This is a genomic window from Amycolatopsis sp. PS_44_ISF1 (genome assembly GCF_032335455.1).
GTDB lineage: Bacteria > Actinomycetota > Actinomycetes > Mycobacteriales > Pseudonocardiaceae > Amycolatopsis.
Window position 1 is genome coordinate 847,268 of sequence record NZ_JANUXO010000002.1, and the last position, 15,200, is coordinate 862,467.

Annotated in this window: 4 protein-coding genes; all 4 read right to left on the bottom strand. The window is 72.1% G+C overall.

Annotated features, from left to right (window positions below; translation table 11 throughout):
• Positions 1–16 precede the first annotated feature (16 nt).
• Genes ectB through NYF13_RS18705 form a run of 4 tightly spaced genes read right to left on the bottom strand, consistent with a single transcriptional unit; the run spans position 17 to position 15,082 of the window.
• Positions 17–1,306: a diaminobutyrate--2-oxoglutarate transaminase gene (gene ectB, locus NYF13_RS18690; protein ID WP_315658422.1), complete on the bottom strand. Its 1,290-nt coding sequence runs from the start codon at positions 1,304–1,306 to the stop codon at positions 17–19.
• A complete protein-coding gene (locus tag NYF13_RS18695) occupies positions 1,303–8,289 on the bottom strand; it encodes a non-ribosomal peptide synthetase (RefSeq protein ID WP_315658424.1) in 6,987 nt (2,328 codons plus the stop codon). Before NYF13_RS18695 ends, ectB begins: the two co-directional genes overlap by 4 nt.
• Positions 8,289–14,594, bottom strand: coding sequence for a non-ribosomal peptide synthetase (locus NYF13_RS18700; protein ID WP_315658426.1), 6,306 nt, complete (start codon positions 14,592–14,594; stop codon positions 8,289–8,291). The genes NYF13_RS18695 and NYF13_RS18700 overlap by 1 nt, the downstream gene beginning before the upstream one ends.
• Positions 14,591–15,082: a hypothetical protein gene (locus tag NYF13_RS18705; RefSeq protein ID WP_315658427.1), complete on the bottom strand. Its 492-nt coding sequence runs from the start codon at positions 15,080–15,082 to the stop codon at positions 14,591–14,593. The genes NYF13_RS18700 and NYF13_RS18705 overlap by 4 nt, the downstream gene beginning before the upstream one ends.
• Positions 15,083–15,200 lie beyond the last annotated feature (118 nt).

Genomic DNA, 15,200 nt, shown 5'->3' on the forward strand with positions numbered 1-15,200 from the left:
TCAGGTCGGGGCCGCTTCACCGGGCCGTGGCGAGTGCGTTGCCGAGGATTTCCAGCCCGCGCTGCAGCCGGGCCGGGTCGATGGTCAGCGGCGGCAGCACCTTCACGACTTCGTCCGAGCGGCCGGACAGCTCGACGATCAGCCCCGCGTCGAAGCACTGCTTCTGCAGCAGACCGGCCCGCTCGGCGCCACCAGCCGCGCCGAGGTCGATGCCGAGCGCCATGCCCCGGCCGCGCACCCGGACCGCGGGCTCACGGGTGACGAGGTTCTCGCCGAAGCGGGTCAGCGCCCGCGCGGCAACGGCGAGGCCGGTACGGAAGTCGGAGCGCTGCCACACGTCGAGCGCGGCTGAGGCGGCGACGAAGGCAAGCTGGTTGCCGCGGAACGTGCCGGTGTGCTCGCCCGGCGCCCACACGTCGAGGTCGCGGCGGAACAGCGTGAGCGACAGCGGCAGGCCGTAGCCGCTGATCGACTTCGACACCGTCACGATGTCGGGCTGGATGCCCGCTTGCTCGAAGCAGAAGAACGTCCCGGTGCGGCCGCAGCCCACCTGGATTTCGTCGCAGATCAGGAGGATGCCGTGCCTGCTGGTCAGCTCGCGCAGGCCGCGCAGCCACTCCTGGGACGCCGGGTAGACCCCGCCCTCCATCTGCACCGGCTCGACGATCACGGCGGCGGGCACATCCATCCCGGCCGAGGTGTCGGCGATCAGCCGTTCGAGGTAACCGATGGAGTCGAACGGGCCGAACGGGCCGTCCTCGTACGGGACGAACGTGACGTCCGCGGACCGTACCCCGCCGGCGGCCCGCGCCCGGCGACCACCGGTCACCGCGAGCGAGCCGCGTGACATGCCGTGATAAGCGCCGGTGAACGAGACGACCCCGCTGCGCCCGGTGGCCTTGCGGGCGAGCTTGAGCGCCGCCTCGACCGCGTCGGTGCCGGTGGGCCCGGTGAATTGGATCTTGTAGTCGAGGCCGCCCGGGGCGAGGACGACCTCGGAGAACTGGGACAGGAACGCGCGCTTGGCCGCGGTGTGCATGTCCAGGCCGTGCATGAGCCCGTCCGCCTCGAGGTAGGCAGCGATCCGGCGCTTGATGTGCGGGTGGTTGTGACCGTAGTTGAGACTGCCCGCGCCACAGAAGAAGTCGAGGAACATCCGGCCGTCCTCGGCGTACAGCTCGGCGCCGCGGGCCCGGTTGAACACCACCGGGAACTTCCGGCAGTACAGCCGGACCTCGGACTCCAGGTGCTCGAAGACGGCAACGTCGTTGGGGCGCGGGAGCGGTGGCGCGATCCGAGCGGTCATGTCGTCGGGTTCCCTTCGAGGATAGTGGTGATCATCTCCGCGAGACGGCTGACGTGCGGCGGCTTCATCACGCCGAAGTGGTCGCCCGGCACACGGTGCACGGACACCCCTTCAGCCAGCTCGGCCCAGCGGTCGCGGTACTCGGAGAACGTCTGCCCGGAGGCGACCTCGTGCGCGCCGCCCGCCAGCTCGTCGCTGACGACCAGGTGCAGGTGCCCGTCGTAGGGCCGGTGCCGATAGGCGAGATCCATCTCCATCACCTCGCGCCACACACGGGCCGCCTGCGGCCACACGTCGCCGACGCCCCGCGGCGGCAAGGTGATCTCCTCCTCCTTGTCGTCCACGAGATGGTCGAGCAGGCGCAGGATCTCGGCGCGGTCGTCGCCGGTCTCCCCGCCGGTGTCGAACAACTCGGACAGGCGCTGGATGTAGGACAGCTCTCGCCACGCCTCGTCCCGCCGGTGGGCGTCGAGGCCCGGGTCGAGCAGGACGAAGGTGACCTCCTCGCCCGCCGCGCGCAGGCGGTGGGCCATCTCGCTGGCCACGCCGCTGCCCCCGCACCAGCTGAACAGCCGGTACGGGCCCGCGGGCTGCGCGGCCCGCAGCTCGGTGAGGTACCGCTCCGCGACGGCTCCGGCGCTGGTGTCGACACCGGGCTCATGCGGTCCGGGCCACTCGAACGCGGCGACCGGCTGGTCGTCGTCGAGGTGCGGGGCGAGCCGCAGGTACCAGTGGGCGCTGCCCCCGCCGGGGTGCACGCAGAACAGCGGCGGGCGCGTGCCGGTCTGCCGCAGCCACAGCATGGCGCCTTCGGTCTTGGGCAGCGCGACGGCCTCGGCGAGGCCCGCGACCGTGCGCCGCTCCACGAAGGACCGGAAGCTCAGCTCAAGGCGGTGGCTCGCCCGCAAGGTCGCGATGATCCGCATCATCGCGAGCGAGTGCCCGCCGAGGTCTGCGAAGTCGTCATGCGCGCCGACGCGCTCTACGCCGAGTGCCTCCTGCCACGCGGCCGCGATCGCGACCTGCAGCTCCCCGGCCGGCGCGACGTAGCCTCCCTCGAGCCGGGCGGCCCCGGGGTCGGGCAGCGCGGCGCGGTCGATCTTGCCCGCCGGGGTGAGCGGAAAGTCGGTCATCGTGACGAAGTGCACCGGCACCATGTGCCCCGGCAGGCGGGTCCGCAGGTGCTCGCGCAGCTCCGTGGTCGCGACCGCCGTGCCGCGGGTGTAGGCGACCAGCGACGCGTCGCCGGTAGGTCCCTTGTGGACGGTGACGGCCGCGGCCACGACAGCGGCGTGACTCAGCAGCGCGTCTTCGATCTCGCCCGGTTCGACACGGAAGCCACGCACCTTCACCTGGTGGTCGGCGCGGCCGTGGTAGTGGATCGTGCCGTCGCCGGCCCGGGACACCACGTCGCCGGTCGCGTACATCCGCGCGCCTGGGGTGCCGGCGCCCGGATCGGGCAGGAACCGCTCCGCGGTGAGGCGCGGCCGGTTCAGGTAGCCGCGGGCGAGGCCCGCACCTCCGACGTGCAGCTCGCCGGGCACGCCCGGGGCGACCGGGTCCAGGTCCGGGCCCAGCACGTAGGCTCGCGCACCGCCGATGGCCTTGCCGATGGGGGGCGTTTCGGTGCCCGGGGCGACCTCGGCCAGGGTGGCGCACACGCTGACCTCGGTGGGCCCGTAGGCGTTGATGAACCGCGTGTGCTCAGCCCAGCGGTTGGCCTGCTCGGCCGGGCAGGCCTCGCCCGCCGAGACGAGCACTCGCAGGTGGGGGAAGGACGCCGGATCCAGCTTGTCCAGAATGGACGGTGGAAGGGTCATGTGCGTGACGAGCGCCGCTTGCTGCCGCAGGTCGCTCTGGTCGGTGCCCACGGGCGGCAGGACCAGCTCGGCGCCGCGGGTGAGGGCCATCAGCAGCTCCCACACCGAAGCGTCGAAGCTCGGCGACGCGAATTGCAGGACGCGGTCGCCGGGCCGCAGGTCCAGGTGCTCGCCCTGGGCGTGCCGCAGGTTCAGCGCCCCCCGGTGCGGGACGGCGACGCCCTTGGGCCGGCCGGTCGAACCGGAGGTGTAGATGACGTACGCGAGGTGGTCGAGGCGAGGCGCGACCGGCGTGGCGGTCGGGCCCTCGGGCACCGGGCCGTCGAGGACCACCGTGGCCCCGGAGTCCTCACGCATGTACTGGATCCGGTCGGCCGGGTAGTCCGGGTCGATGGGCAGGAAGGCACCGCCCGCCTTGAGCACGGCGAGCATGCCGACGACCACGTCGATCCCGCGGGGCAGCTGCAGGCCGACCACGACATCCGGCCCGACCCCCATCCCCGCGAGACGACCGGCCAGGGCAGTGGCCCGCCCGTTCAGGTCCGCGTAGCTGACGGTCTCGTCGCCACGCCGCAGGGCGACGGCGTCCGGTGTCGTCACCGCGTGCAGCCCGATCAGCTCGTGCACCAGCACCTCGGTGTCGTAGGCGCGGTCGCTGTCGTTGTGCAACGCCGCGGCCGCGTCGGCGGCGGGCAGCGTGAGCGTCGTGCTGCCGTCCGGGTCGGCCGCCATCGCCTCGAGGACGTGGCGGTACACGCGGCCCAGCAGCTCCAGCTGCGGCCGGCCGATCCGGCTCGGCCGGCCGCCCAGGCGGAACACCCCGGGGAACGTCCAGACCTCCAGCGGCAGCTCGCTCGGGCTGAAGTCGTCGACGATGCCGACGTCGCCGGCCTCCCAGTCGAGCATGTGGAAGTCGAGGAACCCGAACGCGACCTCGATCAGCGGGGTCGAGCCGCCCCACTCGCGCTGCAGGGCGGGCATCGGGTAGCGGCGGTGTGGCCACAGCAGAGCCTCGCCCTCGAACACGTCGGCGACGAGCGTGCGCCAGGTCGGTGCGGTCAGGTCGGCGGCGAACGGCACCGTGTTGAGGTACATGCCGCGTACCTCGTCACCGCGCAGGCGCTCGGGCCGGCCGTTGCAGACCAGGCCGCCGAAGAACCGGCGGCGGCCGGTCGCGATCCGCAACGCGGTCAGGTGGGCGCTGTGCAGGACGCTCTTCATCGACGCGTGCGCGGCGGAGGCCAGAGTCCGCAGGCCCGGCAGCAGGTCCTCGTAGGGCACCTCGATGATCGTGGACCGCTCGTCGGCGCCGTTTCCGCCCCACGCTTCGGGCAGTTCGAACCGCTCGTAGCCGGTCAGGCGGCTCGCCCAGTACGCCTTGGTGTCGGCCGAGGCCAGCGCCTGCTGCTCCAGCGCGACGAAGTCGGCGAACCGGACCGTCGGCGGCGGCGCCAGGTCGACCGTGCCGGTGTCGCGGAGCATGCGGTAGATGTCCAGCAGCTCGGTGACGACTCCGGTGTGGCTCCAGCCGTCCAGGATGGCGTGGCACTCGATGTGGGTCAGCCACCACTCCTCGCCGCCGATGACGTGCACGTGGTAACGCAGCAGTGGCGGGGTCGCGATGTCGAACCGGCGGGACCGTTCGGCGACGAGGAAGGCGTCGACCTCCGCGCGCGGGTCGGCGGCGCCGCGCAGTTCGTCGAAGCCGATCGGCAGCTCGGCCTGCGCGTGCACCAGCTGCATCGTGGTCGAATACGTCGACAGGTCGAACGAGGTGCGCAGGATCTCGTGGCGGTGCACGAGAATCGCGCCGGCGCGGTGGAACGTGTCGAGGTCGAACGGCTTTTCGTCGCGGACGCGGTAGCAGGAGACGTTCTGGTACACCGCGCGACCGGCCGCCGCCAGCATCTCGTAGACCATGCCGGCCTGCGTCTGCGCCATCGGGTACGCGTCGACGAGCCCGTCCGGCAGTAGCCGACGGTCTTCCGCCGGGATCTGGGCGAACGGCTCGGCCAGTGTCTCGGGCGTGGCGTCTCCGGTGGCGACGAACGCGGCCAATTCAGCGACGCTCTGGTGGGTGTACAGATCGGTGACCGTGATGCCGAAGCCCTGCTCGCGCAGCCGGCCGACCACGCGGATGGCGCGCATGGAGTCGCCGCCGAGGTCGAAGAACCGGTCGTGCACGCCGACCTTGCCGCGGCCGACGGCCTTGGCGACGGCGGTGGCGACGAAAAGCTCGAGGTCACTGCGCGGTGCCAGGTACTCGTGGGTGCTCTCCCGCGGGACAGGTGTGGGTAGTGCGGTGCGGTTGATTTTGCCGTTGGTGGTGAGGGGGAGGGTGTGGAGGGTGGTCCAGTGGGTGGGGATCATGGTGTCGGGGAGGTGGGTGTGGAGGTAGTGTCGGAGGGTGTCGGGGTTGAGGTGTGCTGGGGTGATGTAGGCGGCGAGTTGTCCGTTGTGGATGGTGATGGCGGCGGTGGTGATGTCGGGGTGCTGGGTGAGGACTGTCTCGATTTCGCCGGGTTCGATGCGTTGGCCGCGGATTTTGATTTGGTGGTCGAGGCGGCCGAGGTAGTCGATGGTGCCGTCGTGGCGGTAGCGGGCGAGGTCGCCGGTGCGGTAGAGCCGGTCGCCGGGGGTGTGGTGCGGGTTGGGGATGAATTGTTGTGCGGTCAGGGCGGGCTGGTTGAGGTAGCCGCGGGCGAGTTGGATGCCTGCGAGCATCAGCTCGCCTGGTACTCCTATCGGCACGGGGCGCAGGTCGGGGTCGAGTATGTAGGTGCGGGTGTTGGCGATGGGGCGGCCGATGGTGACGGGGTGGCCGGGGTGGCATTCGGTCGCGGTGACGTCGACGGCGGCTTCGGTCGGGCCGTAGAGGTTGTGCAGGGGGCAGTGCAGGCGCTCGTGCACCGCGGTGACGAGGTCTGCGGTCAGTGCTTCGCCGGAGCAGATCATCCGGCGCAGCGAGGGGAAGTGATCGACGGGCTCGGTGAGGAACGCCCGGAGCATGGAGGGGACGAAGTGGACGGTCGTGATGTCCTCGTGGGTCATGAGGTCGGCGAGGTAGGCGGGATCGCGGTGCCCGCCCGGTGCGGCGAGGACCAGGGTGGCGCCGGTGATCAGCGGCCAGAAGAATTCCCACACCGACACGTCGAAGGTGTAGGGCGTTTTCTGCAGCACCCGGTCGGTGCCGTCGAGGCCGTACTCGGCCTGCATCCACCGCAGCCGGTTCATGATCGCGCGGTGGTCTATCACCACGCCTTTGGGCCGTCCGGTGGAGCCGGAGGTGTAGATGACGTAGGCGGGGTGCCCGGGCAGTACCGTGACCCCGGGGTCGGTGACCGGCCCGTCCAGCGTGGTGAACGTTTCCGCCGTCACGATCGTGCGTGCGCCGGAGTCGGTGAGCAGGTACTGGATCCGGTCCCGCGGATGGCCGGGATCGATCGGCAGGTACGCCGCACCCGCCTTGTGGATGCCCACCAGCGCCACGACCAGCTCGAGGCTGCGCTCGAGCGAGACACCGACGATGTCCTCCGGTCCGACACCGAGACCGATCAGATGATGAGCCAGCCGGTTCGCCCGCCGGTCCAGCTCCGCGTACGTCAGGCCCGCGCCCCCGAACCGGACCGCCACCCGCTCCGGGGTCCGCGCGGCCTGCTGCCCCACCACCTCCGGCAACACACCCCCCGGAAACGACACCACCGTCCCATTCCACCCCACCAGCATCCGCTGCCGTTCGGCGCGAGGTATCAGGGCCAGGGCGGCGATCGGCTGGTCCGGGGCGGCGGCGATGCTGGTGAGGAGCTGCACGAAGTTGGCGGCCATGCGCTCGACGCTCACGCGGTCGAACAACGCGGTCGCGTAGCCGATCCCGCCCGAGAGCGAGCCGCCGGCCTGTTCGGTGACCGCCATCGTGAGGTCGAACTTCGCGGAGACCTCGCCGACTTCACCCTCCTCGACGGTCAGCCCGCCCATCGGCGCGATCGGGCCCGGTGCGTCCTGCCACAGGAACATGGCTTCGAACAACGGGTTCCGCGCGGGGTCGCGCTCGGGTGCCAGCGCGTCGACGACCTGCTCGAACGGCAGCTCCTGGTGGTCGTAGGCGTCGAGCGCGGCGACCCGCACCCGGTCTAGCACTGTCACGAACGAAGGCTCACCGGAGAGGTCGGTTCGCAGTACGAGCGTGTTGAGGAAGAGCCCGACGAGATCCTGCACCCCGGGCTGGTCACGACCGGCGACGGGCGTGCCCACGGCGATGTCGGTCTGACCGGAGTACCGGGAAAGCAGCACCTGGAAAGCGGCCAGCAGCACCATGAACGGCGTGGCCCCGTGCACGCGGCCGAGCCGGCCGAGCACAGCGGCGATCGGTGCGGGCACGGTGAACACCACGCGGTCCCCCGCCGTGTCCCGCGCCGGCGGGCGCGGCCGGTCCGTGGGCAGTTCGAGGGGGGCCAGCCCGGCGAGCCGGGACTGCCAGTAGGTCAGCTGCCCCGGCAACGAGTCGGCACCACAGTGCCGGCGCTGCCAGGCGGCGACATCGGCGTACTGCAGCGGTGGTTCGGCGACCGGAGTACCCGCGTACCCGGCGCTCAGCTCCCGCAGCAGCACCTCTTCGGACCAGCCGTCGGACGCGATGTGGTGCACGGTCAGCACCAGCACGTGCTCGGTGCCGGTCAGCCGCACCAGCACCGGCCGGAACACCGGGCCCGTGGCGAGGTCGACCGGCCGGCGCTCGACCGTGGTCAGCGCGGCGAGCCGGGCCTCGCGCGCCGCGGGCTCCAGGCCGGTCAGGTCCACCTCGGCCAGTTCGACCGGCGCGGGTGCGTCGATCACTTGCGTCGGCTCACCCTCGGCCACGACGTACCGGGTGCGCAGCACCTCGTGCCGCGCCACCACCCCGTCCAGCGCCGTGGCCAGCGCAGCCCGGTCCAGCTCGCCGCGCAGCCGCAGCGCCGTGGTCATGAGGTAGTCGGTGCCGCCCGGTGTGAGCTGGTCGAGCAGCCACATCCGGCGCTGCGCGAACGACACCGGCAGCACCCCGGTGCGGTCGGCGCGCTCGGCCATGGCCGTCTTCTCGGGTCCCGGCCGGCCCGCCAGCCTGCGGCGCAGCAACTCGGCGCGCAGCTTCGCGCGGTCGGGGGTGGAGGGCAGGGTCTCGGTCATCACGCACCTTCTCGGAACAGCAGGTCTTCGACTTCGGCGTCGGACAGGGCGGCGATCTCCGCCTCGATCACCGCGGTCACCTCGGTTGCGAGCGCGGAGACGGTGGTGGCCTCGAACAGCCGCCGCAGCGGCAGCTCGACCGCGAACGCGTCCCGCAGGCGGGCGAGGACACGGGTGGCGAGCAGGGAGTGCCCGCCCAGGACGAAGAAGTCGTCGTGGGCACTGACACCCGGCACGCCGAGCACGTCGGCCCAGATCGAGGCGATCGCGGCCTCGGTCCCGTCGGCCGGCGCGATGTACTCGGCCCCGAAGCCGGACGCGGCCACCTCGGGCAGCGCCTTGCGGTCGACCTTCTTGCTCGGAGTGAGTGGCAGCTCGTCGAGCGCCACCCAGTGTGCGGGCACCATGTACTCGGGCAGCAGGTCGAGCAGGAACGCCCGCAGGGCGGCGACCTCCGGCTCCCGGCCGGGCTCGGGCACCAGGTAGGCGACCAGGCGCCGCTCACCCGGACCGGTGTGCCGCGCGACCACGGCCACCGACCGGATGCCGTCGTGCCCCGCGAGCGCGGCCTCGATCTCGCCCAGCTCGATGCGGTACCCGCGCACCTTGACCTGCTGGTCGATGCGGCCGAGGAACTCGATCGCGCCATCCGGGCGGTGCCGGGCCAGGTCGCCGGTCCGGTAGAGGCGGCCGCCGGGCGGACCGAACGGGTCGGGCACGAACCGTTCCGCGGTCAGCGCGGGCCGGTCGTGGTAGCCGCGGGCCACGCGGGTACCACCGAGCACCAGCTCGCCGGGCACACCGGCGGGCCGGAGCCGCAGGTCCTCGTCCACGATGTACGCGCGGGTGCCGGGCACCGGGCTGCCGATCGGCATCGTGGCTTCCTCCCGCGCCCCGGGCAGTGGCCCGGACACGCGGTGGAGCACGCAGGTCACAGTCGCCTCGGTCGGCCCGTAATTGCACAGGAACCGGCCGGGCAGGCCAGTCGCGGCCCAGCGCCGCGCGTCGGCGACCGTGACGACGTCGCTGCCGACGTTCATCAGCCGCAGCGCCCTCAGCTTCCCGAGGTCGCCGATGGCGAGCAGTTCGCGGTAGTAGGCGGGGGTGATCTCCATGATCGTCACGCCGTGCTCGGCGAGCCGGTCCGGCAGTTCGGCGGGCGTCCAGAACAGCGGCTCCGCCACCACGATCGCCGCGCCGGCGATCAGCGTGGCCGCGATCTGGTCCATGGCCACGTCGAACGTGAGCGCGGACAGAAGCACCACGCGGTCGTCCGTGCCGATGTCGTACGCGTCGGCGATGACGTGGCAGTGGTGGGCATAGGAGCGGTGCTCGACCAGCACGCCCTTCGGCCGCCCGGTGGAGCCGGAGGTGTAGATCATGTAGGCCAGGTTGTCCGGTGTGACCACGGATTCCGGGTTCTCGGCGGAGCCGTCGAACACGCCGTCGACCGTGATCACCTGGTGGCCGGCCAGACGGTCCGCGAACTCGGCTGTGGTGAGCACGAGCCGGGCGCCCGCGTCGGCCAGCATGAACCCGAGGCGTTCGGCCGGGTGATTCGGATCGAACGGCACGTACGCGCCGCCCGCTTTGAGCACCGCCAGGAGCACCACGACCGCGTGCGGACCGCGCTCCAGGCAGGAAGCCACGACGACCTCCGGGCCGACGCCCAGCGACCGCAGGTGGTTGGCGAGCCGGTTGGCCTGCTCGTTGAGCTCGGTGTAGGTCAGCCGGTCGGTGCGGTGAACGACGGCGACGGCGTCGGGGGTCGCGGCCACCCGTTGCTCGAACAGCTGTGGCACCGTCAGGCTGTGCCGGCCGGCCGGGTCGAGCGCGGCGAGCCGGCCGCCCGCCGGATCGGCCCAGCGGGTGAGCAGGCGCTCCCGTTCGGCCGATGGCGCGACCTCGAGCTCGTCCACCCGGGTGGCCGGGTCGGCCGCGATGCTCGCGAGCACCTGGAGGTAGTGCGCGGCCAGGCCCTCGACGGTGGCACGGTCGAACAGGCCGGTCGCGTACTCGAACCAGCAGCGCAGCCGGCCGTCGGCGTGCTGCTCGACCGACAGCGTCAGGTCGAACTTGGCGACCGGCGGGCCCGAGCCGACCAGCTCCATCGCCGCGTCACCCAGGGTGGCGGGCAGCCGCTCCAGGTGCTGCAGCTCGAACATGATCTGGAACAGCGGGTGGCGGGACAGGTCGCGGTCCGGGCGCAGCGCGTCCACCAGGTGCTCGAACGGCAGGTCCTGGTTGGCGAACCCGTCGAGCACGGTGGTGCGCACCTGAGCGAGCAGGTCGGTGAACGTCGGCCGGGCCGACAGGTCGGTCCGCAGCACCAGGTTGTTGACGAAGAAGCCGAGCAGTTCCTCGGTCTCCTCGCGGATGCGGCCGGCGACCGGCGTGCCCACGGCGACGTCCGTGCGGCCGGTGTAGCGGCCGAGCAGCACCTGGAAGGCGGCCAGCAGCACCATGAACGGGGTGGCGCCGTGCTCGTGGCCCAGTGCGGCAACGGCTCCCGCGACCTCGGCCGGCACGTCCACGGCCAGTGTCTCGCCCTGTGAGTCGCGGACGGCCGGCCGGGGCTGGTCGGTGGGCAGCTCGACCGGGACGAGGCCGGCGAGCTGGGTGCGCCAATAGTCCAGCTGCTTCACCAGCGAGCCATTGGCCTCCTGCTCACGCTGCCACACCGCGAAGTCCGCGTAATGGACGGCGAGCGGGCGCAGCGGCGAGTCCTCACCCGCGACCGCAGCCCGGTAGGCCGCGTCGAGGTCGGTCAAGAAGATGCCCATCGACCACACGTCGAAGGCGATGTGGTGCATGGTCAGCGCGACGAGATGCTCGTCGGAGGCGATACGCGCGACCGTGACCCGCAACGGCTGCTCGGCGCCCAGATCGAAGGGGTGGCTCGACGCCTCGTCGATGAGCGCGACCGCGTCCGCCTCGGATGCTTCGACCAGTTCGAAGGGCACTGGGCCGGCCGGGTCGACGAGCTGCACCGGGTCACCGCCGGAGCTGGTGTAGCGGGTTCGCAGGACCTCGTGCCGCGCGACGACCGTCTCGACGGCACGGCGGAACGCACTGACGTCGAACGGGCCGCGCAACCGCACTACGAGCGGGATCAGGTACTCGACGCTGCCCGGCTCCAGCTGATCGAGGAACCACATGCGTTCCTGGCCGAACGACAGCGGCAGATCGCCGCTGCGGTCCGCGGGTGTCATCGCCGCGATGGCCGTGACCTGTTCCGGTTCACCTGCGACGAACGCGGCGAGCCGGGCGACGCTCCGCTCCGCGAACAGGTCGTTGATGCCCATCTGGACGTCGAACTCCCGCCGCAGCCGCATCACCAGCCGGATGGCCAGCAACGAGTGCCCGCCCAGCCCGAAGAAATCGTCCTCGGCCCCGGCCCGCTCGATGCCCAGCACCTCGGCGAGGATGCGGGCGACGGTGGCCTCGGCCGGGGTCCTCGGTTCGACGAACCCGGCCGCGACGGCCGCGCCGGCCGGGTCCGGTAGCGCGGCCCGGTCGACTTTCCCGCTCGCGGACAGCGGCAGCGCCTCGACACCGGTGAACGTCACGGGCACCATGGCCGGGTGCAGGCGGGCCTGCAGGTGCGCCCGCAGGTCCTCGGGTACCGATGGTACGACGTAGGCCACCAGCTCCAGGCCGTCCGGCCCGGAACGGCGCGTGACGACGACCGACGCGTCGACCGCCGGGTGGCTGCGGACGGCCGCGGCCACCTCGTCCAGCTCGACGCGGACACCGCGGATCTTGACCTGGTCGTCCACCCGGCCGACGAACTCCAGTGAACCGTCGGCGCGGCGGCGGACCACGTCACCCGTCCGGTACCAGCGCTCGCCGGGTGTCCCGTACGGGTTCGGCGTGAAGAGCTCGGCGGTCAGATCGCCGCGGCCGAGGTAACCACGGGCAAGACCCACGCCGCCGACGCACAGCTCACCGGGGATACCGACCGGGACGAGCTGTTCGCGGGTGTCCACGACGTAGGCCGTCGCGTTGGGCAGCGGCACGCCGATCGGCACGATCTCCGAGCCAGCGCCGGGGTCGTAGGTCCAGGCCGTCGAGTCGATCGAGCACTCGGTGGGACCGTAGGTGTTGACGACCTCGATCCGCCCCGGCACCGCCGCGAGCAGCTCGGCACACAGGTCCGAGGGCAGCGGCTCGCCCGCCGAGCACACGGCACGCAGACTCGTGCACGCCGCCAGCTCCGGCACGGACACGACCAGCCGCAGCACGGACGGGACGAGCTGCAACACGGTGACGTCGTGCTCGGCGACCGCGCGGACCATTACGGCCGGGTCGTGGTGGGCGCCCTCCGGTGCCATGACGACCGCCCCGCCGGACACCAGCGGCGACAGGAACTCCCACACGGAGGCGTCGAAGGCGAGCGAGGTCTTCTGCAGGACGCGGTCGGCCGCGGTCATGCCGTACCGCTCGACCGACCACAGCACGCGGTTGCAGATGCCCTCGTGGGTGATCACCACACCCTTGGGCTTGCCGGTCGAACCCGACGTGTACAGGATGTACGCGGCGTCCCGGCCGTCGAGCGCGGGCCGGGCCGCAGGGGGCGCGGTGCCGATCTTGCCCCGGACCTCGTCGAGGACCAGCGTGACGCCGGCGTCCCGCACCATGAAGGCACGGCGCTCGGCGGGCAGGTCGGGTGGCAACGGCACGTACACCCCGCCGGACTCGAGAACCGCGAGCAGCGCGACCACGAGGTCCGCGCCCCGGGCCATGCTCACACCGACCGGCGTGCCGACCGAAACCCCTCGTGCGACCAGGTAGTCCGTCAAGGAGTCCACATCGGACAGCAACGCGGCGTAGGTCAGCTCCCGGTCATCGGCGACCACGGCGACGGTGTCCGGTGTGGCGGCGGCCTGTGCCCGCACGAGTGCGGGCAGCTGCTCACCGGGCCGGGCCAGCACCGTCTCATTCCACCCGGCCAGCTGCTCGTGCTCCGCCTTCGTCAGCAGGCCCAAGGTCTCGACCGGGGCATCCGGGGTGGCAGCGATGCCAGTCAGCAGCTCCAGGAAGTGATGGGCGAGCCGCTCGACCCGCGACCGGTCGAACAGGGCGGCCGGGTACAGGAGCTGACCGGTGACCGTGCCGTCGTCGTGCTCGAGCAGGTGCAGCGACAGGTCGAACGCCGAGCTGGTCCAGTTCGTCGGCAGCTCGGACACCGCGAGGCCAGGCAGCTCGAACGCGCCCCGATCCCAGTTGTGCAGGCCGAACCCGACCTGGAACAGGGGGTTGCGGGACAGGTCGCGCTCGGGCGCCAGCTCCGCGACGACCTTCTCGAACGGCACGTCCTGGCGCTCGTAGGCATCGAGCGTGGTGTCGCGGACCCGGCCGAGCAACTGCGTGAACGACGGTGTGCCGCTCAGGTCGGTCCGCATCACGATGGTGTTGACGAACAGGCCGATCAGGTCTTCGAGCTCGACCTGGTTGCGGCCGGCCACCGACACTCCGACGGCGACGTCCTGTTGCCCTGAGTACCGGGAGAGCAGGACCTGGAACCCGGCCAGGTACACCATGAACGGCGTGGCTCGCGCGTCCGCGCCCAGCTTGGCGAGGTCCGCGGCCAGCGCCGGGGGCACGGTGAGGTCGACACTGCCGCCGGTGGCGTCCCATACGGCGGGCCGGGCGCGGTCCGCCGGCAGTTCCAACGGGGCCAGGCCGGTCAGGCGCTCACGCCAGTAGCCGAGCTGGTTCTCCCGCAGCACCGGCGAGCGGTCCCACCACTCGTGCAGCCAGTCCGCGTAGTCCGCGTACTGCAGCTCCGGCTCCGGCAGCGGCGACGGCTCCCCGGCCGCGAACGATGAGTACGAAGTGGACAGCTCCCGGGCGAGCACCCCCCACGACCAGCCGTCGAACGCGATGTGGTGCACCGCGATCAGCAGCGCCGCGTCGTCCGGGCCGAGGTGGGCCAGCATCACCCGCCACGGCGCGCCGGTGGTCAGGTCGATCGGCGCCCGCAGGTCGGAGGCGACCAGCTCGTCGACCCGCCGCTCCTGGTCCGCAGCAGGCACGGCACTGAGGTCGACGACCGTGAGCGGCGCCGGGCCCGGCTCGTCGACCAGTTGCTCCGACCGCTCGCCCACCATGCGGTAGCGGGTGCGCAGGATCTCGTGCCGCGCCGAAAGCTCGGTCAGCGCGGCGGCGAGCGCGGCGACGTCCAATGGCCCGCGTAGCCGCAGCGCCCGGTGCAGCAGGTACTCCGTCGCCCCGGACCGGAGCTGGTCGAGGAACCACAGCTGATCCTGCGCGAAAGACAGCGGGAAGCCGTCGGATGTCATCGGAGCGCCTCCTGGGCGGTGATGCGTCGGGTTGGGAGTTCGAAGGGGCCGTGACGACCGCGATCCCGCGGCCGCCGGTGACCGGCTCCCGGCCGGGCGCCACCGCCTCGCTCGGGATCGGCTCGCTGTCGCTCCGGGTCCGCATTCATCGCGCGCCGAACGCGTCGGTGAAGCCGTGGACGGCCGACCGGCCGGGCCGGCACACCACCCACCTCCGGGCCGATCGGGTCCTGGATTCCGCGGCTGACCGCCGCGGTGCCGTACCCGGCGCCTCCCCCGGGCCGGCCGCCGACACCGCCGATGCCGAAACCGTTCAGCAGGTCCGTGCCGGCGGTGCGCGCCGTCGCGCAGATCGCCTCCCGCTCGATCGCGACGCAGCCGGTCCCGCGGGCACCGGGCCTGTCCGCAGCGAGGACGACCGGCAGCGTCTCGTCTCCTCGTGCCGCCGGCACCGGTGCTGTCGCGGTCATGCCGTTCAGCCTGGCCACCGGCACGGTCGGCGGGCAGAGACGTTTCGGCAGCGATGCCCGTCGCGCCGGTGCCCGTCTTTCTGCCGGATCTTCTCTGCTGCCCGGGACCCCGCTGCGGCCATGCTCGGTGGCCGAA

Coding starts and splice junctions, on each gene's coding strand:
- ectB (WP_315658422.1), bottom strand. CDS start 1,306: ATGACCGCTCGGATCGCGCCACCGCTCCCGCGCCCCAACGACGTTGCC.
- NYF13_RS18695 (WP_315658424.1), bottom strand. CDS start 8,289: ATGACCGAGACCCTGCCCTCCACCCCCGACCGCGCGAAGCTGCGCGCC.
- NYF13_RS18700 (WP_315658426.1), bottom strand. CDS start 14,594: ATGACATCCGACGGCTTCCCGCTGTCTTTCGCGCAGGATCAGCTGTGG.